The organism is Xanthomonas arboricola, from assembly GCF_002940665.1.
Classification (GTDB): Bacteria; Pseudomonadota; Gammaproteobacteria; order Xanthomonadales; family Xanthomonadaceae; genus Xanthomonas; species Xanthomonas arboricola_B.
This window is the reverse complement of sequence record NZ_MIGY01000001.1, coordinates 862010-886841: the sequence shown is the minus strand read 5'-3', so window position 1 is coordinate 886841 and position 24832 is coordinate 862010. Positions and strand designations below refer to the sequence as shown.

Below are 24832 nucleotides of genomic sequence, written 5' to 3'. Positions count from 1 at the left end.
CGGAAAACATGCGGTAGGCCCGAAGGAGTGCATCAATGCGGCGTTTGCCGCCGGGAAGACGCAGCGACACGGCATGACGCCACATCACCGATGTACGCCACGCCGCCGCCGACCAGATACATCAGCAGATCGTGCAGGGTGGCGGTGTTGCCGAGCGCGATGTAGGCCGCGCTGCCGGGGCGCAGCCCGAGCCGGTCGGCCAGATGCAGCGCCTGCAGGCCTTCGATCAGGCACCCGGTCGCGACCGCCAGCACGCACGCCCAGCGTCGCGATAACGCAAACACGCCGCGCAACCCGCAATACACCAGGATCACCGCTAGCATATCGCCCAGGCTGCCGCGCACCCAGGGCCCGCCGAGTGTGCCAGCACCGATCGCCACTTCGATGACAAACACGGCGAGTGCGGTCAGCAGGTAGACGCTGCGTACGCCCAACGCCATGCGTGTCATTGCGCTGGCACGCGCGCGCCCGCCGCCCCGATCACTTCAGATAGGCCCGCGGCAACGCGCCGGCCGGTTGCATGTAACGCTCGCGCAGCTCGGTCTGGCGCGAGCGCATCGGCATGTCGCGGCCGCCCAGCCACACCTGCTCGGCGTAGTGGGCGACATCCAGCGGGTCGCCTTCCCACAGCACCAGGTCGGCCTGCTTGCCGACTGCAATGCTGCCGATGCGATCGCCCACGCCGAAGATCTCTGCCGGCACCCGGGTCAGGCCGGCCAGGCCGGCTTCCCACGGCAATCCATTGGCGACCGCGTTGCCGGCCAGCTGGCGCTGCTTGCGCGCGTTATGCGAGGCATCCCCGCTCTGGGCAAAGCTGACTTCCACGCCGGCCGCACGCAGACGTGCCGCATTTTCCAGCGTCGCACCGATCTGGTCGAAGGTGGACGGCAGATCCGCCAGCGCGTCCACCAGCACCGGCACCCTGGCCTGCGCCAGTTGCGGCGCGAGCTTCCAGGCCTCCGCGCCACCGGCAATGGCGATGCGCACCTTTTCGCGCTGCGCCCAACGCAACAACTGGCGGATGTCTGCGGCGCGCTCCACCTGCACCACGATGCGGCCCTGCCCGGCCAGATATTTGGCCAGCACGTTGCGGCCGACCGGGGTCAGCAGCGCATGCGGCGAGTCGGCCGGCACGCGTCCGCGTGCCTCGGCCACCAGTTGGTCGAGCAGCATCCATTGCGCGGCGCGCGAGCTGCCGGTGAGATCGGACGCCGCCGCGCCGATGCGGATGAACAGGGCATGCGGGCCAACCGGGTCCGGGCTGCCGTCCAGCCGCACCACGCCACCTTGTCCGGCGATGAAGGCACCGCTGGTGGTCGCGCCCAACGCGGTGAAGCCGATGCCTTCCACGCGCGCCACCGGCACCAGCACCGAATCGGGGTTGTAGGCCAGGGTGACGTCGAATTCCGGACGCATCGGCTGGTCGCTGAGTTTGACGCCGCTGTCCACGGTGCTGTCTTCGCCGGAGACTTCTTCGATGCCGATCTCGGTGATGCCGCCGAACAGGGCCGGCGTCAGCGGGCGGCCCCCGGCCTCGACCACGCGGCCATCGGCCGGCACGGCCAGGTTGCTGCCGATCGCGCGGATCACGCCACCCTGCACCAGCACATCGGTATTGCGCAGCGTGCCTTGTGCGGTGGCGGTATGCACGGTCGCGCCACGGATCAGCACCTGCTGGCCGACTGCGGGCAATGCAAGCACTGCCAGGACCACAGCAGAGATCGCGCGTAGACGCGGGCCAACGAAGATTGCGCGGCTCATCGCGCCACCTCCTGGCCGAGCATGAAGTCCGACACCGGCTGCAGGCGGCGATCGTGGCGGTCGTAGACCTGCGCGCCGTCGATATAGACCTGTTCGGCCAGCGCGTAGGAGCTGAAGGGATTGCCGTTCCACACCACCATATCGCCCATCTTGCCCGGCTCCAGTGCGCCGGTCTGCTGCTCGATGCCAAGCGCCTTGGCGGCATTGCTGGTGAGCCAGCGGATCGCACGCTCGGGCGGAATCTCCATTCCGCTGCGGCGCGCGTTGGCGAGCACCTTGGCCGCTTCCTGATTCAGGCGCTGGATGCCTTCTTCCGAATCCGAATGCACGATGGCGCAGCTGTTGGCCGGTCTGTCGACCAGCGCGATGTTTTCCTGGATGCCATCGAAGGCCTCCATCTTGAAGCCCCACCAGTCGGCCCACAGCGCGCCGCAGACGTTGTCCTGCGCCAGCCGGTCGGCCAGCTTGTAGGCCTCCACGCCATGATGGAAGGCGGCGATGTGGAAGCCGAATTCCTTGGACAGGTCCAGCATGGTCGCCATCTCGTCGGCGCGGTAGCAGTGGATATGCACGCGGATGTCGCCGTTGATCGCCCCGGCCAGCGTGTCGAGCTTGAGATCGCGCTTGCCACCGGCATCGCCGCTGCTGTCGTTGTCGCCGCCGCGGCTCCACCAATGGCGCTTTTTCGCGGTCTTTTTCTTCGGCGCAGTCTTCTGCAGATACTCGGCCGCATCGATGAAGGCGGCGCGGTAACCGGCCACGTTGCCCATGCGCGTGCCGGGGCCGCCCTTCTGGCCGTACACGCGCTTGGGGTTCTCGCCGCAGGCCATCTTCAGGCCCCAGGGGGCACCGGGAAACTTCATGCCCTGGTAGGTGGTGGAGGCGACATTCTTGAGGGTGACGCCGCGCCCGCCGATCAGATTGGCCGAGCCCGGCAGTACCTGCAGCGAGGTCACGCCGCCGGCCAGGGCGGTGCCGAAGCCGGGATCCTGCGGCCAGATCGAATGCTCGGCCCACACGTTCGGCGTCACCGGGGCGGTCATCTCGTTGCCATCGCTGTGCGCGCTGACGCCGGGGCTGGGATACACGCCCAGATGCGAGTGCACGTCGATGATGCCGGGGGTGACCCATTTGCCGGTGCCGTCGATGCGGCGCACATCGGCCGGCGCCTGCAGCGCGCGCCCGACCGCGGCCACCTTGCCGTCGCGCAGCAGCACGTCGGCGTCGTCCAGCCGCTGGCCGGTGCCGGTGAGCACGGTGGCGTGCTGGATCAATACCGGAGCGGACGCGAGCGCGCGATAGGTGCTGGGGTAGGGGTCTTGCACGAAACGCGATGCCGCAGACGCAGGACCGCACAGCACGGCTGCGCCGAGCGCGGCGAACAGGATGGAACGCATGGATTTCCCCGGTGCAACGAAAACGTCAGCCGCAAACCTAGCGGCCGGCGGCGTGCTTGCCAAGTGCTGCAGCGCCGGCGGCGGCGGGCTCATCACATGGGCCGGTGCATGCTGTGCCGCATTCGTCAGGGGACACGTCGATGATCGTCAAATCAGAACGCAACAAACAGGCCGATGTGGTGCTGGCTTTCTGGGAACTGGCCGGCTCGGCACGCTGGTTCACGCACAACGATGCCTTCGATGCCAACTTCCGCCAGCATTTCAGCGAGCAGCACTTCGCAGCGGCGCGCGGCGAGTATGCGCACTGGATGGAACGTGCCGAAGATGCACTGGCCTTGCTGATCTTGCTCGACCAGTTCCCGCGCAACGCGTTCCGCGGCAGCGCGCATGCCTACGCCACCGATGGCCTGGCGCTGGCCTACGCCAAGCAGGCGCTTGCCAGCGGTTTCGACCAACAGGTCTCCGCGCAGTTGCGGCTGTTTTTCTATCTGCCGTTGGAGCATGCCGAAGATCTGCAGGAGCAGGGACGTTCGGTGCAGCTGATCACCGCGTTGGACGATGCAGAAACCACGCGCTGGGCAGTGGAGCATCAGCAGATCATCCAGCGCTTCGGTCGCTTCCCGCATCGCAATGCGGTACTGGGGCGCGAGACCACCGTGGAAGAACGGCAGTTTCTCGATGACGGTGGATTTACCGGCTGAGGGATGGCAGCGGTTGTGGCCTGCCGCGGTTGCGTGCCGCGACGGCTTTCCCGCACCGCCTACTTGCGTTGGGCATGCGCATCGCGTGGGACGATCGATGCGATCGGTAGATGATGCACATGCGCATGACGTCGAGCGTTGATCGACATCATGCAGGTGCGCAACTGCATCAATGGCCCCGCACCGGCGATGTGTGGATCGCTTGCGCGGCGACGAGCCGCGCTGTTCTGGATCCCGCCCGTGGTGCAACGCAACGCCGATACCGATGCGCGCATCGGCCATCGCGCTGCGACCGATCAACAGCCGCCCATCAAGCCTTCCGAGCGCCAGTTCGCGCCCTCGCCGAGCAGCAGATAGAAGCCGTAGCTCTCGTAGCCGCTTTCCGACAGCACGAAGTCGAGTGTGCCGTTGCCGTCGATATCACCGAACTGCAGCAGATGCGTGCGCAAAGGCAGGTCTTCGCAATCGTCACAGCCGCTGGCCGCGCTGCCCTTGCGGAACTGCCAGCGGCTGCCGTCGTGTTCGAGGATGGCAAGCACGACGAGGACGCCGGTCGGGTTGTCCGGGTTGCCGGTGCTGGTCGGGTGATTGGAGGTCAGCACGGCCACACGGCGCTGCGGCTGCCGGGTATCGGTAAAGATCTGCAGCGCCGCCAGATCCCGCGCACGATCGGCCGTGAATGCCGTCAATGCCTGGGCCAGCGCCGCAGGCTTGACGCGCTTGCGCAGCTGCGCGGTTTCGCCGACCTGTCGCAACAGCTCGGCCTGTTCGGCAGCTGTGGCGTCACGGCTTGCAAAGCGCTTGCCGGGATTGAGATCCACCGTCGATAGCAGCGGCGAACTGGACAGCGTGCTCGTGCCCTTCAAACGCAGTTTTGCCGTGCCGCCGCACATGCTGTTGTCGTCGACGCTCAGCGACGCAAGCCGCACGGTGCCGGTGGGCACGCCCGCATTGAAGACCTGCAGCGGTTGGCTCAGCAGCGACCTGGGCATGCTGGACTCCTTCGCTACGCCGCTGCCCAGCCACACCGGAATGTATTCCAGCGGGTCTTCGGTCGGCTGGCTGTCGTAGGTCTGTACCAGCATGACCGCACGTGCAGGTTCGGCAGCCTGTGCGGCCAGCGGCAACAGCGCGGCCAGTGCAAGACAGAGCAGGTGAGTGTGCATTGCAGCGAAGTCCTTGTGCGTGTCGATCCATGAAGAAACGGACGCTCCGTGGAGCGCCCGTTTCGGGTGTGCAATGTAGCAAACGCGGCTTGAAACCTGACGGGTGGCTCCAGCGGACCGTTGTCTGTGCCGATGGCGCGCAGGAACCGCAGTGCCTGCGCGCCGGAGATAGATCCGATACCGGCCGCACCGCCTGTCTTGCTCAGTACTTGGCTACGCAGTTGTCCACCTCGTCCGACCATGCGTCGATGCCGCCGGTGACGTTGTGGACGTTGCTGAAACCCAGGCTGCGGAAGTGCTCGGCCGCCTGCAGGCTGCGCCCGCCACGGTGGCACAGGAACGCCAGCGGGGTGTCCTTGGGCAACTGCTCGATGGCGGCGCGCTCATGCGCATCCAGCGTACGGAACGGCGCGGCAACGCTGGCCAGGGCACGTTCGTCGGCCGGGCGCACGTCCACCAGGGTCAGCGTACCGGCCTTGAGGCGGTCGTCGGCATCGCGCACCGACAACTCCTGTACCGGCTTGGGCGCGTTGGGGTTGTCGATGGCCAGGCCCCGGCCGCGGATGTCGTCCACCCAGTCGATGGTGATGCCGTCGGCGCGGCGGGCGCTGGCCAGATCGAACTGCACGCGCAGGCCGTTGGACTCGGCCGCGATGGCGTTCGGGTTGGTCGGTGCCAGCTGGAAGTTCGGCTGGAAGTCGGCATCGATGGCCAGCGTCAGCGAGGCATCCGGCGCATCGGCCAGCGCGCCCTTGAGCATCTCGACCGCGGCCGGGGTGATGGTGATCCTGGGCGGAGTCCGGTCTGGCGCCTGCAGGCCGAGCATGCTGCTCAATTCGCCGCTGTCTGCCATCTGCACGATGATGTCGCTGCCGCCGATCAACTCGCCGTCCACATACAGCTGGGGAATGGTCGGCCAGTCGCCGTAGGCCTTGATGCCCTCGCGGATCTCCTGGTCGGCGAGCACGTTGACGTGGGCATAGTCGATGCCAAGACCGTCCAGCACGCCGACCGCCTTGGCCGAAAAGCCGCACTGCGGCATGCCGGGCTGGCCTTTCATGAAGAGCACCACGCGGCTGGATTGCAGCAGCGTATCGATGCGGGAACGCAGGGCGGGATCGAGGGACATGGCAGCGCTTCGGTCAGATCGTGGAGTCCGGGCATTCTACGCTGCATGGCATCATGCGGCATGACCACGCTTCAAACGCTGTATCGCATCCCCTCGCACCCGTACCGCTGGATAGGCCTGCTGGCCCTGTCGCAGGCAGCGGTGGCGCTGCTGTGGTGGCATCTGGGCTGGGTATGGGGTGTGCCTGCGTTGCTGATGTCGCATGCCTTGTTCGTGGTGCCGGTGTTCCTGCCGCGCGCGCGCCTGTATGGCCCGGTGCTGGCGCGTCTGCCGGGCCGCGCCCCGCAGGTGTGGCTGACCATCGACGATGGCCCCTCCGACGACACCCCGGCGATGCTGGATCTGCTGGACGCCTTCGATGCCAAGGCCACCTTCTTCGTGGTCGGCGCACGCGCCGAGCAGCGGCCTGAACTGGTGCGCGAGATGGTGCGGCGCGGGCATAGCATCGGCAATCACAGCCATACCCATCCGCAGGCCTGGTTCTGGGCGCTGGGACCGCATCGCATGGCGCAGGAAATCGGCCAGGCACAGCGCGTGCTGGCCACCATCACCGGGCAGGCGCCGCGGCTGTACCGCTCGGTGGTGGGCATGACCAACCCCTTCGTCGCTTCGCCGCTGCGTGCGCACGGGCTGACCCGCGTGGCCTGGAGCGCGCGCGGTTTCGACGGGGTGCGTTGCGAGCCGGAGGCCACCGTGGCCCGCATCGTGCGCGACCTGAATCCCGGCGCCATTGTGCTGCTGCACGAAGGCGCCGCGCACGGCCACAACCTCACCATCCTGCGTGGCGTGCTGGAGGCAATGCGCGCGCGCGGCCTGGCGGGGCGGCGTCCGCTCTGAGGTCCTGCGCACAGCGCGGCCGACGGCGTGGAACCAGGTCGTGCGTTGCCGGATCCATCGTCCTTGTCGGTGGGAATGCTTCGCTGCGACGCGTCGTTTTCCGTTGATCGGACTGCACGCAGCGATCAGCGCTTGGCGCAACGTCGATCCGCGCATGTATTGACAGCGATTTAACGCGGATCGAACATGCGCCCCCAGCCAGCAAACGGTGCGCGCCTTCCGACGGCGCTGCCGGCGCCAGCCTCAATCGCCGTCATCGACGGCCATACTCGCTCTTGAGGCTGACCCCATGTCCCATCGCACCGTCCCTGCGCGCGCGCTCACGCATGCGGATCTCCGTTCGCCGCAGCGGCCGCTGGCGTACTCCCTGCTGGCGCTGGCCTGCGCGTGGCCGTTGGCGGCTGCGGCGCAATCGAACACACGCGATCCGGTCGATCTGGACCGCCTGCAGATCGAGGCGCACCGCGGCGCCGCAACCGAAGGCAGCGACTCCTACACCGCCGATGTCGCGCGCAGTTCGACCAAGCTGGAGCTGTCGCTGCGCGAGACGCCGCAGTCGGTGGTGGTGGTGACCCGACAGCAGATCGTCGACCGCAACCTGCAATCGCTGCAGGACGTCACCGACACCGTGGCCGGCTTCAACTCGCCCACCTGGGACACCGAGCGCACTTACATCAACGCGCGCGGCTTCGAAGTGGACTACTACCGCATCGACGGCATTCCCACCGACTACACCGGCGATGTGCAGCAGAACATGGCGATCTACGACCGGGTGGAAATCATCCGCGGCGCCAACGGCCTGACCACCGGGGCGGGCAGCCCGGCCGCGTCGATCGACCTGGTGCGCAAACATGCCGACAGCGATGTGTTCACCGGTCGGGTCGATCTGTCGGCAGGGCGTTGGGATCGCTACCGCGGCACCGTCGACCTGCAATCGCCCTTGAACGCGGCCGGCAACGTGCGTGGACGGGTGGTTGCCAGTTACGAGGACAAGCAGTCGTTCCGCGATTACTACAGCAAGCAATCGTCGCTGTTCTACGGCATCGTCGATGCGGATTTCAGCGATGCCACGCGCGGCTACATCGGCGTCAACAAGCAGCGCAACGACGGCCGCGGCACTACCTGGGGCGGGGTGCCGGCGTACTTCAGCGACGGCAGCCGCACCGATTTTGCACGCTCGGATTCGTTCACGCCGCGCTGGGCGCGCGGCGTGGCAGACACCACCAACGCATTCGCCGGCCTGACCCATCGCTTCGACAACGGTGCGCAGCTGCACGTGGAGTACTCGCATCAGCGGTTCGAAGCCGATTGGAAGTCGGTGCTGTTCGGCTACCTCGATTACCCGGACCGCGAGACCGGCCTGGGCCTTGCCAGCAACTTTGGCGGGCGCTATCCCGCACTCACTGCGCAAAACAGCCTGGATGCCTACCTCAGCGTGCCGCTGACCTGGTGGGGCCGCAACCACGAACTGGTTGCCGGGGCCACCTGGATGAACCGCAACGTGCGCAGCTGGTCCAACGGGCCGCAGCCGCCGCAGGTACTGGCGGCCGAAAGCGTCTACGCCTGGACCGGCAGCATGGCGCAGCCGCAATGGACGCCGCTGGTGAAGGGCGAAGAACGCGATGTGCGCCAGGTGGCCGCCTACGCTGCCGGCCGTTTCAGCCTGACCGACGCGCTCACGGCCATCGTCGGCGCACGCGTCACCGACTGGAAAAACACCGATCAGCTGGTGCCGGCCAACACCTACGAGCGCCGTGGCCGCACCACGCCGTACGCCGGCCTGATCCTGGACGTGGACGACCACCATTCGCTCTACGCCAGCTACACCGGCATCTTCAAGCCGCAAAACAATCGCGACCGCAGCGGGCGCTATCTCGCCCCGCTGGAGGGCAACAGCTACGAGGTCGGCGCCAAGGGCGAATACCTCGGTGGCCAGCTCAACGCGGCGCTGGCGTTGTTCCGTATCGAGCAGGACAACCTGGCGGTCAACGACCCCGGACAATTGGTGCCCGGCACCACCAATCAGGCCTTCCTGGCGGCGAAGGGCACGGTCAGCCAGGGCGTGGAGTTCCAGCTCGATGGGCAGCTGTCCGAGCAGTGGCGGATCGCATTCGGCTTCGCCCAATTCGATGCCAACGATGCCAGCGGCGTCGACGTCAATCCGACCAGCCCGCGTCGCGAGGCCACCCTGTTCACCAGTTGGCAGACCGGCCCATGGCGCGTGGGCGGTGGCCTGAGCTGGCAGTCGGCCATCCACGAATTGATGTCCGGGCCACAGGGCAGCACGCAGCGGCTGACCCAGGGCAGCGTTGTGCTGGCCAACGCGATGGCGCGCTACGACATCAACCAGGCATGGTCGGCACAGCTCAACGTGCGCAATCTGTTCGACCGCAAGTACTACGCCAACATCGTCTATCAAAGCCAGTTGATCTACGGCGATCCGCGCGATGTGGAGCTGACGCTGTCCTGGAAGTTCTGACCTTGCTCAAGACGACAGGCTTTGGCGGTATCGATGCCGCCAAAGGTCATGCGACGGTGGGCTAACCAAGCCTTTGCCTGCATCCAAACGGCGCGGCGGCTCGATGACTTGGTTGTCCCGAAGTGATTGGTAAGCGCGGATAGATCGGTTGTAGAGCGGCTACTCTGCGGCTTGGCTGCAGGGCCCTTGCCCGCCCATCCTCGCAGGACACGCCGCAAGTACGTCCGTGTAGGCGCTTACGCGGCATCCATGCCGCGTAAGGTCCCGCGACGGTGGGCGGGCAAGGACCCGTCGAGATGGTCGGTGTGCATGGCTTTCAACAAAGCAACCTACAAACTCTCTGGCGCGGTGCCCTTACCGATTGCGGGACCGTGTGGCGGCAAGGATGCCGCCACCGAGCCTCCACGGACGGATTCACGGCGTGTCCCGCGAGCGGTAAGGGCACCGCGCACTCGGCGAACCAGGCCTTTGCCTGCATCTAGACAAAGCGGCGGCTCGATGAGTTGGTTGTCCCGAAGTGATTGGTCAGCGCGGATGGATCAGTTGTAGAGCGGCTGCTCTGCGACTTCGCTGCAGGGCCCTTGCCCGCCCACCCTTGCGGGACACGCCGCAAGTACGTCCGCGAGCCAGGCACGTTGTGCACGGCCTCAGCGCGGCTCGGCTACGATCAACCAGTTGTTGAATGGCGTGTTGCCATACAACGGCGCAAATGTCGCACGCAGGCCGGCGGCATCCAGCTGCGCCTGCAGGCTGTCGCGGGTGGGATAGCTGCGCGGCATGCGCTGCATCCAGCCGCTCAGATGCGCCAGCACGTCGGTCACGCGGCTGGTGCGGCCACGGCTGCTGGCATCGCCCAATGCGCTGCGGATCACCAGCTTCGCGCCCGGCGTCAGCATCTGCGCCACGCTGCGCAGCAGGCTGGCCTGCATGTCGGCCTGCAGATACTGCAGCACGTCCAGAATGGTCACGCTGCCGCGGTGTTGCGGCCAGGCCACGCTCAGATCGACCACGGCAAACTGCGTATTGCCCAACGCAGAGCGCTGCGCGATGTGTTGCGCGCGGCGGATCTTGGACGCGTCCACATCCACCCCGTGATACACCAATGCCTGGCCATCGGCACGCAATGCATGCGCGAGCAGGCCCAGCCCGCAGCCCAGATCCAGCACGGGCGCGGTGGTGCTGCGCAACTCGGCCAGCACGCCCGGATACAGCGGGTCGGTACGCAGCTTGGCCTGGGTGTAGTAATAATCGTAGCGATTACCCAGCGGATGCGGCGGCAAAAACGCGCGCGCGATCGCCAGCGCCTGCGCGCGGCTCATGGGTTGGGTGGCGGTGCTGTGCAATGTCGTTCCTTGGCAATGAGGCTTGGTGCGCGGCGAGCTTGGGGCCTGCTAACGCGATTGGGGCTGCCCGCGCGTGGCGTGGTCCATCCCGATCGCGTTGGCAGCCGCTATCGCATCGCGCGCCGCAGGCAGTGCCAATGCGGTCCAGCGCGCATACATGGCGCCGGAGGGATGCAGGCCATCGTCGACCAGCATGTCGGCAGCGTCGCCGCCATCGCGGCTGGTGGCGGTGATGTCGACAAAGCGCACCGAGCGTGCGGCGCAGCGTTCGGCGGCTACGCTGTTGAAGGCATCGATCTGTGCGCCGATCAGCGCCGCATCGCCGCCCTGCGCATGCGCAAACGGGGTCAGCCCCCAATCGGGAATCGACAGCACGAACACGCGTGCCGCAAGCCCGCCGGCGAACCCGATCGCACGCTGCAGCAACGCATCGAACTGGCTGCGGTACGCGTCCAGCGAGCGCCCGCGGTATTGGTTGTTGACACCGATCAGCAGGCTCACCAGCTCGAACGGCCCCTGCGGCGCAGCGGCATCGAGACCGGCCTGCAGCTCGTCGGTGGTCCAGCCGGTGGTGGCGATGATCTGCGGCGGCGCCACGTTCCAGCCGTAGGCACGCAAACCGTCGACCAGTTGCACCGGCCAGCGCTGCTCGGGGGCAACGCCTTCGCCGATGGTGTAGGAATCGCCGAGCGCTAGATAGCGCAGCGGCGTGCCGGCCGCCGCCATCAGGCCACGCTGCGCGACTTGAGCGGCACGACCTTGGTGACCGCCTCGGCGCGGCGCGCCAGGGCACGGTCGATGCGTGCGAACACATCGCGCATCACCGGCGCTTCCGGCATCAGGGTCACGCGGAAGTGGTGGCGGTAGGGCACGTTGAAGCTGGAACCCGGCACCACTAGCACGCCTTCGGCGTTCATCAGGTCGAGCGCGAATTCGTGATCGTCGAAGTTGCGCGCGGCCGGGCCGACCACCGCCGGGAACGCATACAGCGCACCGGCCGGCGCCACCAGCGACAGGTGCTCGCTGGCCGCGCAGGCCTCGATCACCGCACGGCGGGTTTCGTACAGGCGGCCACCCGGCGCGCACAGCGCCGAGATGGTGTCCGGCCCGTTGACTGCCGCGTCGATGGCGTACTGGCCCGGCACGTTGGCGCACAGGCGCAAGGCGCCGAGCAGGTCCATCGCGTTGCGCAGGTCGTTGATGCGCGACTGCTCGCCCGACAGCAGCGCCCAGCCGACGCGCCAGCCGCAGGCGCGGTGCACCTTGCTCAGGCCGCCGAAGGTGATGCACGGATGCGCACCGGCCAGCGGCGCCACCGGCACGAAGGCGGCGTCGTCGTAGAGCACCTGGTCGTAGATCTCATCGACCATCAGCAGCAGGTTGTGCTTGCTGGCGATGGCCACGATGCGCTCCAGCAGTTCGCGCGAATAACTGGCGCCGCTGGGATTGTTCGGATTGATCAGCACGATGGCGCGGGTACGCGAGGACACCAGCGTCTCGATTTCCACCGGGTCCGGCTGGAAGCCGTTTTCCGGCGCGCAGCGGTAATACACCGGGCGGCCATCGTTGAGGATGGTGGCGGCCGACCACAGCGGATAGTCGGGCGAGGGCACCAGCACTTCGTCGCCGGGATTGAGCAGCGCACGCAGCGACAGGTCGATCAGCTCGCTGACGCCGTTGCCGACGAAGATGCGGTCCGGATGCGCATCCGGATGCTGGCGCCGCGCATATGCGGTGGCGATCGCCTCGCGTGCTTCCGGCAGGCCTTGCTGATGGGTGTACGGATCGGTGCGGCCCATGTCGTCGGCGATCGCGCGCTGCAGGTGCTCCGGCGCACGAAACCCGAACGCGCCCGGGTTACCGATATTGAGCTTGATCAGCTTGCGGCCCTGCGCCTCCAGTTCCCGCGCTCGTCGCGCCAGCTCGCCCCGGATTTCGTAGCGGACTTCGGACAGACGCTCGCGGATGGCGAGCGGCTTTTGCGGGGCAGTGGACATGCGACGGGCCGGTTGTAGGCGTGAGGCTTGGCATGGTAGCGGAAATAGGACAGGCGGACATGCTTGCATCGGCAACGATGTCAAGCCGCTGGCGGGTCTTCAGCGTCCGATTGGAAAGGCGAGGTCGTGATCACCGATGCACTCGATCGAGTGATGGCGTCTCAGCCTCGGAGACGCTTGATTGAGAAGATTGATTGAAATCGAGGGGTTGGCTGATTGACAGCTTCTTAACATCTTCAGATTCTATTCCATCACTTGAGTCCGGCTTGGGCTCTACAGCAAGGAACGCGTATGTCAGGGGGAAGTGCGTCGCTCTCGTTAGTCGAGGGCGGCTCGTCGGTGCAAGACGGGCCGGATCTGGGGCTGCAGGGGTTGGTCCTGCTGGCGCAATTTCATGGCGTTGCCGCAGACGCGGTGCAACTGGCGCATGGGTTCGGACGAGGCGGCGAGCCGTTCGACGAAACCACGCTGCTGCTGGCAGCCAAGCAACTGGGGCTAAAAGCCAAAGTCGTGGCCCAGCCGGCCGCACGGATCGGTATGGCGGCGTTACCGGCCCTGGCCCTGGTGCCGGATGGCGACGCGTTTATCGTCGCCAAGGTCGGGGCGGACCAGATCCTGATCCACGATCTGGTCGAAAAGCGGCCACACTCCATCTCTCCCGCCGAGTTCGAAGCACGTTACCAGGGGCGGTTGCTGCAGGTGGCCTCGCGGGCTTCGGTACTCGGCGACCTGGCCAAGTTCGACTTCAGCTGGTTCATTCCTGCGGTGGTGAAGTACCGCAAGTTGATGCTCGAGGTCTTTATCGTCTCGTTCTTCATCCAGCTGTTCGCGCTGATCACGCCACTGTTCTATCAAGTGGTGATGGACAAGGTGCTGGTGCACAACGGCCTGACCACGCTGGACGTGATCGCGATCGGGCTGGTCTCGATGGCGGTGTTCGACGTGCTGCTGTCCGGATTACGCACCTACGTCTTCGCCCACACCACCAGCAAGATCGACGTGGAGCTGGGTGCGCGGCTGTTCCGGCATGTGCTGTCGCTGCCGCTGGCGTATTTCGAATCGCGGCGGGTCGGCGACACCATCGCGCGCGTCCGCGAGCTGGAGAACATCCGCAACTTCCTGACCGGACAGGCGCTGACGTCGGTGCTGGACCTGTTCTTTACGGTGGTCTTTCTGTCGGTGATGTTCTGGTACAGCGGCTGGCTGACCTTGATCGTGGTGCTGTCGTTGCCGCTGTACGCCACCATCTCTGGCCTGATCACCCCGGTGCTGCGCCAGCGTTTGAACGACAAGTTCGCGCGTGGCGCAGACAACCAATCCTTCCTGGTGGAGACGGTCAGCGGTATCGGCACGGTCAAGGCGATGGCGGTGGATCCGCGCGTGACACGCACCTGGGACAACCAACTGGCCGGCTATGTCAGCGCCGGTTTCAACGTCACCCGTGTCGCCATGCTGGGCCAGCAGGGCGTGCAACTGGTGCAGAAGCTCACCGCCGTCGCGGTGCTGTTCTGGGGCGCAAAGCTGGTGATGGAAGGCAAGCTGTCGATTGGCCAGTTGATCGCCTTCAACATGTTGTCCGGCCAAGTCACCGCGCCGATCATTCGGTTGGCTCAGTTGTGGCAGGACTTCCAGCAGGTCGGTATCTCGGTCGAGCGGCTGGGCGACATCCTCAATACCCGCACCGAGGTGCCGGGCAGTCGCCTGGCATTGCCGCCGATTCGCGGGCAGGTGACGTTCGAGCGGGTCACGTTCCGCTACCGGCCGGATGCGCCCGAGGTGCTCAACGGGATCGAGCTGGACATTCGCCCAGGCGAAATCATCGGCATCGTTGGCCGTTCCGGCTCCGGCAAGAGCACGCTGACCAAGCTGGTGCAGCGGCTCTACACGCCCGAGCGCGGGCGTGTGCTGATCGATGGCCAGGACCTGGCGCTGGCCGATCCGGCCTGGCTGCGTCGTCAGCTGGGCGTGGTGTTGCAGGAAAACTTCCTGTTCAACCGTAGCGTGCGCGAAAACATCGCCCTGAGCGATCCCGGCATGCCGCTGGAGCGGGTGATCCATGCGGCCAAGCTGGCGGGCGCCCACGACTTCATTCTGGAGCTGCCGGAAGGCTACGACACTAAGGTTGGCGAGCACGGCACCGGTTTGTCTGGCGGGCAGCGGCAGCGCATTGCGATCGCGCGCGCACTAATCGGCAATCCGCGCATTCTGATTCTCGACGAGGCCACCAGCGCCCTGGATTACGAATCGGAACACGCGGTAATGAGCAATATGCGCGCGATCTGCAAGGGACGCACCGTGCTGATCATTGCCCATCGCCTGTCCACCGTGCGGCAGGCCAATCGCATCGTCGTGGTGGAGAAGGGACGCATCATCGAGAGCGGCTCGCATGCCGAGCTGGTCGACCGGCCGGAAGGCCAGTACGCACATCTGTACAGACTGCAACAGGGGACACCATGAAGTACCTGCTCCAGGGATGGCGCGATTTCTTTCTCCGCTATTTCAAGATCTTCAAATCGGCCTGGGCGGTGCGCCGCCAGCTCGACCCGCCCGCGCGCAGCGCCGACGAGCGCGCGTTCCTGCCAGCCCATCTTGAGCTGACCGAAACGCCCGTCTCGCCCACCGCGCGCTGGACGATGCGCATCATCATCGGCTTCTTCTGTGTCGCGCTGCTGTGGGCGTGTCTGGGCAAGCTCGATATCGTCGCCGTGGCACCAGGCAAGACCGTGGTCGACTCGCGGACCAAGGTGGTGCAGACCGCAGAAACCGCGGTGGTACGCAGGATTCTGGTGCGCGACGGACAGGCGGTGAAGAAAGGCCAGTTGCTGGTCGAACTCGATGCCACCGCCACCGGGGCCGAGTTCGCCCAGGCCGGCGACGCGCTGGTCAACGCACGTCTGGCCGCGCTACGGCAGGCAGCGCTGGCAACCGCCATTGCGACCGGGCAGCCGCCGCAGCTGGATCCGGCTCCGGATCTACCCGCGGAGCGCGTGGCCAACGAGCAGCAATTGGTCAGCAGTCAATTCGACGCATTCCAGGCGCGCCGGCATAACCTGCAAGCCAGCATCGCCCAACGCCAGGCTGAGTTGCAGACCACTCAGGGCGCAATCGAACCGCTGGCCGAGTCCGCACGCATCTCCAAAGCGCGCGCAGAAGACTACGGCCGCCTGGTCGAAGGCAAGTACGTCGGCCGCCACGACTATCTGTTGCGCGAACAGGAACGCATCGCCGCAGAAAATCAGCTCGCCACCCAGCGCAATCGCCTGCAGGAAATCCGCTCGGCGATCAGCGCGGCGCAGGAGGAGTTGCGCGTACTCGTTACCGACACACGCCAGCAGGCACTGGACGGCCTGCGCCAGGCAAGCGAGCAGGCCGGCCAACTGACCCAGGACGTCGCCAAGACCGGCCAGCGCGACAAGCTGATGGCGCTGCACGCGCCCGTTGACGGCACGATCCAGCAAATGGCCGTCCACACTGTAGGCGGCGTAGTCACACCCGCACAGCCGTTACTGGTCGTGGTGCCAGCCGAAGAAGCGCTGGAGGTCGAAGTCACCGTCCTGAACAAGGACATCGGCTTTATGCGCCCAGGCCAACCTGTCACCGTCAAGGTCGACAGCTTCCCCTACACCCGTTACGGCTATCTGACCGGAACGGTCGCCAGCGTCTCCCACGATGCCGCACAAGACGAAAAGCTGGGCCTGGTATTCCCCGCGCGCATCAAATTGAACGGCAGCACGCTGGAGATTGATGGGGTCAAGGTGCGGATGAGTGCTGGGATGAGCTTGAGTGCGGAAGTGAAGACGGGGAAGCGGCGGGTGATTGATTATTTGTTGAGTCCCTTACAGATGCATGGCTCGGAATCCTTGAGAGAGAGATGAGTTTATGAAACTGCTAATGCTCGTCGGTTTGGCCTCGGTCATGACGTGTATGTCTGGCTGCAAGCAAAAGATGAAATGGGAGGAGCAGGTCTGGTTGGATGAGGGCCGCTTTGTAGAGGTAGAACGTCAGGCAGAAGGAGCGATTGATTTCCCCAATTCTTCATCAATCGTCACCCGGCATCAAGAATTTAGATACGACCCTTTGCAAGTGTTCTGGGAGAAAGAAGGAGCAGCGCAAGTAAAGTCTTTTTACATCGCTGGCAGCGATGCATATCTCGTTACAACTGCCGGGAAAAGTCGCGATAAGTTCTGCATGGGAAGAAGTAAAGGCGATTTTCTGCTGAATGTCTTGCGCTGGCGCAATGGCAAAGTGCAAGAGATCGACCAGCATGAAGCCCCCCTAGATAAGATGCGGATGAATCTTTCCGGAAATGCGCACTGGATCCTTCGTAAGGATGGTTGGGCGGGGGGGGCGCAATACTTGTCATGGAAAGAAGTTGCGGACCTTACCGGGCAATTTGACGACCAGCCGCCAAGCATGGTCTCCGAATTCTATGCTAGAAAACCAAACCTATCTTGTAATTAAGGAGGGGGCGAAGTGATTTGGTCAGGCTGCTGTAACCAATGAAGTGCATTCACGCAATGCATCGGGCATTGCGTGAATGCACTTTCGCTGGACTGGTCTGAGTGCGGGTCAATTTCAAAAAATTAATCAACGAGGTGCGACGCGATGAAGGTGTATAGGTGGATGATGGTTGCCGGGCTGATGTCGGCCGCCTTGTTGAGCGGTTGCAGCAACAAAGACACAATGCGCTGGAAGGAGCAGGTGTGGCTTAGCGATGGGCAGCGTATCGATGTGGATCGGTATTCGGTAGCACTGAAGAGCGGTTTTCCGAACACGAGCGATGGGCCCCCTATTTATCAGGAAATCAGCTATGCGCCATTGGGCGTGCACTGGTCAACCAAGGACGCCGGTATGGAAGGAGCAACTAGCCTGCGATCTTTCGATGTTATCCAAGGTGACGCTTATCTGGTTGTGTATGCTGATGAAGATGCTGAAAAGTTTTGTGTCGGCAAGCCTCCGGGTTCCTATCTGATCAATGTCTATCGCTGGCGGAAGGGTGTGATGCAGAAGATTGATCAGCATGAAGCGCCTATCGAGCGCATGGGTATCAATCTGTCGGGAACCGGGAATTGGGGCTTTCGTCATGCTAACAAACCTGTGACCTATCTGTCTTGGGATGATATTGCTTATGTGACAAGGCAGCCCAGTTCCGGCCCTCCAAAACTGATTTCCGACTTTTACAAGAAGCGCGATTACGCGGTTTGTAAATAAATACCTAAAAATTAAAAGGATGATATGCCATGGATTTTAGCAAGGCACAGCTTGATTATGCATTGTTGGCGGCGAATGTGTATGGAGCTAAATCAAGTGTCAGAACCGAGCTGAATACGCTTCAGCTTCCGGATGGTTGGACCCAGATCGCCGAATCGGTATCCGTGACAGGCTTCATGGCCCGGGCCTACAGGAACGTAGCTACCGGTGAGGTGGTCATTTCGTATGCAGGAACGACCAACGAAGAAGGAGCCACGGTGAACGACTGGCTGTCGGGCAATATTCCAGCGGGCCTGGGGACAATCTCTCAGTCATTAGAGGCGACCGTCTTCTATCTGGAGGTCCTTAAGCTGCAAAATGTGGACCCAGCCAAGACCAGTTTTACCGGCCATTCTCTCGGTGGTGGCCTTGCTTCGTTGATGGCAGTCTATTTCGATAAGAAGGCAATCGTCTTCGATCAAGCGCCGTTCGAGTTGTCAGCGGCTTCATTTACGTACGAGGCATACGAAAATATATTGGAAGTTGCTGGGTATAATACTCCGCAGTCATTCCGAGATTACGATCAACTTGAGTACAACGCGCGGAAAGCCAATGTGCAGCAGATCGTGGTTGCGGGAGAAGTGCTTAGCTACGCAACTGACAATGCATTCAAGATAAATGATGGAAGTCCGCTTCTATTAGATCCCCAGGCAGAAGATCTCTTTGGATGGGGCGGTGGAATCGTTTCTGATTTCTTGAAGGCCGTCAATCTGCATTCGATGACACTGCTTGCGGGTTTCATGAATTCCGATGAATTCTTTCAGGCTTCAAGAGATTACAAGGAGCTGCTGCCAAGAATATTCGAGGGCGCTTACAAGAATATCGCTCCAACAAGTCGTGATGATAGCACTTTGCTTGAATTGCTCGTGCAACGGCAGTTCGCGGGGGAGAGGTCTCTCGATTTGATTGCGGCTGACTTGAAGAAAATTGCTGCGACGAACTTGCGTGGAGCTGAAAATTCATTTGTGATCCATGAAAATGGTGTTGAAAAAGAGATTAATTTGGCTGGCGCTTTGGTAGACGTTCTGCTAGCCGGGATGTATCAACAAGCAGATGGTAGATCGCCAGGAAGAGGATTCACCGGTCGGCTCACCGAAGTTCTGGCGCGTAGTGACGGCTACATCAGTTTCGATGCGGAAGCACTCGGTGACCAGAAGAAGGTCGGCATCGAATCACTCAGCCAATATGTCTCTGCAAGAACACAAAACCTTGCCCTCGATACGAATCTTTTGGAGCGTGCACGCTGGGGCGTTCAGGATGGCGCCGCCATGCGCTACGTCGGTTCCGATTTCGACGTTCGCTCGGACGTTGTGGTGGCTCTGCACGGCAACAACACCATCACAGTTGGCGGCGGCGACGATCTGGTCCTGGGCGGCAACGGCGACGACGATATCAGTGGCGGATCGGGCGATGACCGCCTATACGGTGGCGCTGGATTCGACACATACCGTTTTCTTACCAACGAATCCCTTCTAGTCAGTGCAGACCGCATCTACGACAGCGGCGGCGATGGCGCTGTGTATGTCGACAACGTAGCAGTGACGGCAGGTGTCCGCCTGACGGAGACGACGTGGGCCGATTCCACCGGTAACTTGCGATTGACCATGATTGCGGATCCGGCCCATAGATTAATTATCACCAATCTGCTTAGCGGCGACACGATCCATGTCGAGCGGTGGCAGAACGGCCAATTAGGAATTTCTCTCGGCGGAGAGATAGGTGTTCTGCCACCATCGGGCACGAAGTGGGATGGCGATCTGACGCCAGAAGGTGCCAACGTCAATGGCGTCTTTCAAGGGAATGAAGAGGCAGAGGCGTTCTACACGGGTTTCGGCGACGATGTCATCGACGCTGCCGGCGGTATCGACGTCATCAACGGCGGATCTGGTAGCGACGTCATCAATGGTGGCGATGGCAACGATTTCATCGTCGAAGTGGCTAGGACGGCGCGTAATCTGGACCGCTGGATCGGTGCTCCGCCCACCGACAGGATGTTGGCCAGTGGCGTGGGTTTCATGGTCGGTCTGCGCAGCGGTGATGCGGAAGATGCGCGCACCTACTACGAAGACGTCTTTTTGGGGTTGGTTGGCACCATCCGGAACGGTGGGCCGTCGTTCTATCCCGATCCGGAACTATTCGCCGATGGTGGCGACGTCATCGATGGCGGTGGCGGTTCGGATCTGATCATGAGCGGCGAGGGCAACGATATCGTCGACGGCGGCATCGGCAACGACGTGATCTCCGGCGGTCATGACAACGACATCCTGTTGGGCAACGACGGCGACGACCTGATCTTCGGGGACCGGATCAACGGTGTCCTTGCGGGCGAAGAGCTTGCCAATCTGTCATCTGCAGCGCGCGCGGACGGCGACGACATCATCGATGGCGGTGCCGGCAATGACGAGTTGCGGGGCGACGGCGGTAGCGACCAGATATGGGGCGGCCAGGACGACGATGTCATCCTTGGCGATACCGTGGGGATCGACGCGTCTCGCCAGGGGAACGACAGCTTGCATGGCGGTGACGGCCAGGATCAGATCTGGGGCGGTGGCGGCAACGACACCATTTCCGGCGATGCAGGCAACGACACGATCTTCGGTGACTTCGTGGTGGGCCAGCTAGATCTGCAGTTCCATGGCGCCGATCGCATCAGCGGCGGTGTTGGCATGGACTGGATCAATGGACAAGGCGGCGATGATGTCATCGATGGCGGCGATGACGCCGACACCTTGCTGGGTGGCGCTGGTGCCGATGTAATCGTTGGTGGCGCAGGTTATGACCTGATTGTCGGCGACGATTTCGATACGCCGGAAAGCGAGCAAGGCAACGATACGATCGATGGCGGTTTGGGAGATGACACGATTCTCGGCTTGGGCGGCAACGATCAGTTGGTCGGCGGCGAAGGCAATGACAGCCTTTACGGCGACGATCAGGTTGGCAATTTCGCCGGCAACGACAAGCTCTACGGCAATACGGGCGACGACTACCTCGACGGTGGCCGGGGAGACGACCAACTCGATGGCGGAACCGGCAACGACATCCTCATCGGCGCAGAAGGAAACGATACTTACCTCATCAAGGCCGGCGACGGTCACGATGTGGTGAGTGGCTTGGACGATCAGTCGGCGGGGAGCGACACCATCGCGCTGAAGGGATTGTCGAAGGCCCAGGCGACATTCCGGCGCAGTGGTAGTGCATTGGTGATGGCATTCGGCACGGACCAATCGGTTCGCCTAGAAGGCTTCCTTGCGCGCGACAATGGGGGGCACCGGATCGTCTTTGGCGATGGCTCCGTAGTCGATCGGGCTGAGGCCTTGCGTTTGCTCAACACCGGTACCGCAGCCGCTGACCAGATGCAAGGTAGCGATCAGGAAGATGAGCTCTACGGCGAAGGCGGGAACGATACATTGGACGGCCAGGACGGCAACGATTCGCTCAATGGCGGTACCGGTAACGATTTCCTTTTTGGCGGTGGCGGCAACGACATCCTGGACGGTGACGATGGCGACGACGAACTCGATGGAGGTGCCGGCAATGATCTGCTCAACGGAGGAGCGGGCAACAACGTCTACCGATTCGGTCGTGGCTACGGTAACGACATCGTGACTGCCGATGATCCGGATGCTGGCCGCGAGGTGCGCCTGATCGACATCTCCGACGTACAGCAACTCGGTTTCGCGCGCATGCAACAGACGTTGATACTGACCATTCTGGCAACCGGAGAAACCTTGGAAGTCAACGACTTCTTCGGTCCGTCAGCTGCAAACACCAGGATGCTGTTCTCCGATGGTTCGGTGCTGTCGTCCGCGCAGATCTGGGCGGGAGCCAATGTCATCCATGGCTCGATCGGCCACGATCTGCTCGACGGCATGGGGGGCGATGACCTGATTGAGGGACTGCTTGGCGACGACCGGATCTTGGGAGGCGACGGCAACGACGTGATGTATGGCGACAACCAGTATTCCCCGTACTGGTGGGAGCCGGGCGGCGCGGACCGTATGGAGGGAGGCGCGGGTGACGACCGTATGTACGGCAACAGCGGTAACGATGTCATGTTGGGTGGAGAGGGTGATGACGCGTTGCACGGTGGCAGGGACGATGACCGACTTGTAGGCGGCACTGGGAACGATTCGCTCGTAGGCGAGGGTGGGTCCGATGTCTATGTGTTCGGTCGCGGTCACGGAACTGACCGGATTCTCGAGACTGGAGCGGGGCTGGAGGATTTCGAGGCGATCGAATACGACGCTACCGTAGCGCCATCGGATATCGTGGTCAGGCGTAACAGCCACCTGAGCGATGACCTAACGCTTCAGATCGACGGCACCGACGACAGCGTCACAATTATCAGGTTTTTCGATGCCTTAGGCGAAGGTCAGCGGCCGCGCATCAACGTTGTACGTTTTGCAGACGGCACGGTCTGGACCGTGGATGATCTCATTTCAAGGTCACTACAAGGCAGCGATCGCGATGACAATCTGATTGTTGTCAGGGCGCGTGCGGAAGTGATTGATGGTGGCGCAGGCAATGACAACGTGTTCGCGCTGGAATATGACGACGTGCTGTCCGGCGGCGCAGGCAACGATGCGCTCAAAGGAGGCGGCGGCAACGACGTTCTCGATGGAGGCAGCGGTAGTGATCTGCTCGTCGGCGGTGCAGGCGACGATGTCTACCGTTTTGGCGTTGGATCGGGCGTGGACTTCATCCACAACGGATCGGGCGATACCGGCGATTACGACGTCATCGAACTGAGCGCGGCTGTGAGTACAGAGGGCGTCCGTCTAGCCCGTGCGGGCGATGCACTGGTGATCGACATAGGCAATGCGGGCGACCGGTTGGTGGTGCTTGGCCATTTCCTCGACGGCGACAGTGCCGGTGCGATCGATGCCTTGCGCTTTGCCGATGGCACGCTATGGACAACAGCGGAGATCCTGGCCCAACTGGGACCGGGGCTCGATCCGATCTCGATCGAGTTCGACAACAATCGTTACGCCGACCAGCCGGCTGCACCGGGCTACATCATTGGTGTGCAGGATGCGGGCGGAGATTACTACGGTGCGCAGAGCGCCTCGACCCTGTTCGACCTTGGTCGCGGAGAAGTACGTCAATTCGGCGGCCAGGCCGATGATATCTATGTGTTTGGTCGCGGCTACAGCCAGCACACCATTATCGACGCTGGTGGCACCGACCAGATCCGCCTCAATGCGGGAGTGAGTCCAGAGTCGGTTTCACTGACGCGCCTGGGCGACCGATTGATCGTCCAGCTGTCCGAGCAAGATCTTCTGACCGTGAACGGCTTCTTCGGCAGAGGGAGTGGCGTCATCGAGTCGCTGCTGTTCGCGGATGGGACACGTTGGGACAGCAGTTATCTACAGCAGCATGCCGTGTCTCCGGATGTGGAACGACAGGGCGGCGACGGCGACGATCTGCTGCAGGGGGGGATCGGTGACGACCGCCTGTACGGCAACGCCGGTAACGACACTCTAGAAGGCGGAAAAGGCAGTGATCTGCTGGATGGTGGCAGCGGTGCCGACGTGATGCATGGCGGCGAGGGCAGCGACACCTATTTGGTGGACGAGAGTGGTGATGTAGTCGTTGACGATGGGTATCCAAGCGATCCGTGGTCGATGGACGTCAACACTGTTCGCAGCCAGGTCAGTTACACCTTGGGCAACAATTTGCAACAGCTCATCCTCGACGGGACTGCCGATCTTGACGGAACAGGCAACGAAGAGTCCAACATCCTGCTGGGCAATACGGGAGCCAACGTCTTGCTGGCTGCCGCATTTGATGCCTACTCCTATCAGGCCGACTGGATCGACGGCGGCGCAGGCGATGACACCTTGATCGGCGCCTGGGGCAACGATACCCTCATCGGTGGGTCCGGAAACGACCGCATGCAAGGCGGTGGCGGCGATGATCTTTACTTCGTCGAAAGTGTTGGCGATGTGGTGATCGAAACAGGGGACGAGGGGGTTGCCTCCTGGGCCCGGGCGAGCGCCGATACAGCGAGGGTGTCAGCGGATGTCGGAAGCGATGCGACTGTGCTCTCGGGGATGGAACCGGGGCCATTCGGCGTGCTGGTACCAGGGGAGCATCGCAGCCGCAGCGGCGACACGGTGGCGGCCAGCATCGACTTCACGCTGGGAGAGAACCTCGAAGCGCTACTGATGTTTGGCAACGCCATTGTCGGCACCGGCAATGAGCTCGACAACATGCTGTCTGGAAATGGGCACGACAATGTGTTGAGCGGCTTGGATGGCTACGATTCGCTATTTGGCGGAGCCGGTAACGACGCTTTGTACGGCGGAGATGGTGGCGACCAGCTTTATGGCGAGGATGGTGACGATACCTTGGCTGGTGGCGACGGCGACGACAGCTACTACTACAGAGTCGGGCAGGGGCACGACACGATCGTCAATGTTGATGCGTATGGTGAGGACGTGCTGTATTTGAACGAAGCGAGCTTCGATCAATTCAGCTTTACCCGAACTGGCGATGATATGGTCGCAACGTTCAGTGACCAATCCGGTAGTTTGACGTTCAAGGACTGGTATACGGAAGCTGCCAATCGTGTCGACCGTCTGTACGACCAGAATTGGATGGAACTCACCTCAGATCAAGTAGACAGCCTGGTCGGTGGGGTGGAGTTGAGTCAACTGATTGGTGCGATGGCCCAAGGCGACGCAGAGCAGGAGGTCTACATGCAGTCCTGGAGCGAACGCGGCAATCAGCCGCATCTCATGATCGCTGCAGTCTGACGGTCAGTTATTGC

16 protein-coding genes are annotated in these 24832 nt (G+C 63.0%); 8 read left to right on the top strand and 8 right to left on the bottom strand.

The window, feature by feature from the left end; genetic code table 11:
* Positions 1-32: 32 nt before the first annotated feature.
* Genes XarjCFBP7645_RS03780 through XarjCFBP7645_RS03770 form a run of 3 tightly spaced genes read right to left on the bottom strand, consistent with a single transcriptional unit; the run spans position 33 to position 3158 of the window.
* On the bottom strand, positions 33-449 hold the full coding sequence (locus XarjCFBP7645_RS03780; RefSeq protein WP_047130665.1) for a DUF2809 domain-containing protein: 417 nt from the start codon (positions 447-449) through the stop codon (positions 33-35).
* Between the two features lie 31 nt (positions 450-480).
* Entirely contained in the window at positions 481-1761 is a 1281-nt protein-coding gene (locus tag XarjCFBP7645_RS03775) for an amidohydrolase family protein (RefSeq protein ID WP_166774122.1), read from the bottom strand.
* Entirely contained in the window at positions 1758-3158 is a 1401-nt protein-coding gene (locus XarjCFBP7645_RS03770; protein WP_104536277.1) for an amidohydrolase, read from the bottom strand. Before XarjCFBP7645_RS03770 ends, XarjCFBP7645_RS03775 begins: the two co-directional genes overlap by 4 nt.
* A gap of 140 nt (positions 3159-3298) precedes the next feature.
* Here XarjCFBP7645_RS03770 and XarjCFBP7645_RS03765 point away from each other — a divergent pair, with 140 nt between their 5' ends.
* Positions 3299-3859: a DUF924 family protein gene (locus XarjCFBP7645_RS03765; protein ID WP_104536276.1), complete on the top strand. Its 561-nt coding sequence runs from the start codon at positions 3299-3301 to the stop codon at positions 3857-3859.
* Positions 3860-4155: 296 nt separating this feature from the next.
* On the opposite strand, the gene XarjCFBP7645_RS03755 is transcribed toward XarjCFBP7645_RS03765, so the two are convergent.
* Positions 4156-5025, bottom strand: coding sequence for a hypothetical protein (locus XarjCFBP7645_RS03755; protein ID WP_104536274.1), 870 nt, complete (start codon positions 5023-5025; stop codon positions 4156-4158).
* Positions 5026-5227: 202 nt separating this feature from the next.
* The gene (gene grxD, locus XarjCFBP7645_RS03750) at positions 5228-6154 is read right to left on the bottom strand and encodes a Grx4 family monothiol glutaredoxin (RefSeq protein WP_104536273.1); all 927 of its coding nucleotides are present in this window, start codon (positions 6152-6154) and stop codon (positions 5228-5230) included.
* Positions 6155-6199: 45 nt separating this feature from the next.
* Here grxD and XarjCFBP7645_RS03745 point away from each other — a divergent pair, with 45 nt between their 5' ends.
* Together XarjCFBP7645_RS03745 and XarjCFBP7645_RS03740 are read left to right on the top strand one after the other, a co-directional pair.
* Positions 6200-6991 carry a polysaccharide deacetylase family protein gene (locus XarjCFBP7645_RS03745; protein ID WP_181126165.1) on the top strand — a complete coding sequence of 264 codons (792 nt, stop codon included), beginning with the start codon at positions 6200-6202 and terminating at the stop codon, positions 6989-6991.
* Between the two features lie 289 nt (positions 6992-7280).
* Positions 7281-9470, top strand: coding sequence for a TonB-dependent siderophore receptor (locus XarjCFBP7645_RS03740; protein WP_104536271.1), 2190 nt, complete (start codon positions 7281-7283; stop codon positions 9468-9470).
* Positions 9471-10117: 647 nt separating this feature from the next.
* On the opposite strand, the gene XarjCFBP7645_RS03730 is transcribed toward XarjCFBP7645_RS03740, so the two are convergent.
* The 3 genes from XarjCFBP7645_RS03730 to XarjCFBP7645_RS03720 all read right to left on the bottom strand — a co-directional run bounded on the left by XarjCFBP7645_RS03730 (position 10118) and on the right by XarjCFBP7645_RS03720 (position 12810).
* Positions 10118-10789 (bottom strand): methyltransferase, encoded by a 672-nt coding sequence (locus XarjCFBP7645_RS03730; RefSeq protein ID WP_104536270.1) that lies wholly within the window; start codon positions 10787-10789, stop codon positions 10118-10120.
* 72 nt (positions 10790-10861) lie between these two features.
* The gene (locus tag XarjCFBP7645_RS03725; RefSeq protein WP_104536269.1) at positions 10862-11539 is read right to left on the bottom strand and encodes an SGNH/GDSL hydrolase family protein; all 678 of its coding nucleotides are present in this window, start codon (positions 11537-11539) and stop codon (positions 10862-10864) included.
* Complete coding sequence (locus tag XarjCFBP7645_RS03720) at positions 11539-12810, bottom strand: pyridoxal phosphate-dependent aminotransferase (RefSeq protein WP_104536268.1); 1272 nt, start codon at positions 12808-12810, stop codon at positions 11539-11541. The genes XarjCFBP7645_RS03725 and XarjCFBP7645_RS03720 overlap by 1 nt, the downstream gene beginning before the upstream one ends.
* A 291-nt stretch (positions 12811-13101) precedes the next feature.
* On the opposite strand from XarjCFBP7645_RS03720, the gene XarjCFBP7645_RS03715 reads away from it, so the two are divergent.
* The 5 genes from XarjCFBP7645_RS03715 to XarjCFBP7645_RS03695 all read left to right on the top strand — a co-directional run bounded on the left by XarjCFBP7645_RS03715 (position 13102) and on the right by XarjCFBP7645_RS03695 (position 24818).
* Positions 13102-15267, top strand: a complete 2166-nt coding sequence (locus tag XarjCFBP7645_RS03715) for a type I secretion system permease/ATPase (RefSeq protein ID WP_104536267.1) — start codon at positions 13102-13104, stop codon at positions 15265-15267.
* The gene (locus XarjCFBP7645_RS03710; protein WP_104536266.1) at positions 15264-16685 is read left to right on the top strand and encodes an HlyD family type I secretion periplasmic adaptor subunit; all 1422 of its coding nucleotides are present in this window, start codon (positions 15264-15266) and stop codon (positions 16683-16685) included. The genes XarjCFBP7645_RS03715 and XarjCFBP7645_RS03710 overlap by 4 nt, the downstream gene beginning before the upstream one ends.
* 16 nt (positions 16686-16701) lie before the next feature.
* A complete protein-coding gene (locus XarjCFBP7645_RS03705; protein ID WP_104536738.1) occupies positions 16702-17271 on the top strand; it encodes a hypothetical protein in 570 nt (189 codons plus the stop codon).
* Between the two features lie 144 nt (positions 17272-17415).
* Positions 17416-18021: a hypothetical protein gene (locus XarjCFBP7645_RS03700; protein ID WP_104536265.1), complete on the top strand. Its 606-nt coding sequence runs from the start codon at positions 17416-17418 to the stop codon at positions 18019-18021.
* 29 nt (positions 18022-18050) lie between these two features.
* Positions 18051-24818, top strand: coding sequence for a calcium-binding protein (locus XarjCFBP7645_RS03695; protein ID WP_181126164.1), 6768 nt, complete (start codon positions 18051-18053; stop codon positions 24816-24818).
* The last annotated feature ends 14 nt before the right edge of the window (positions 24819-24832 follow it).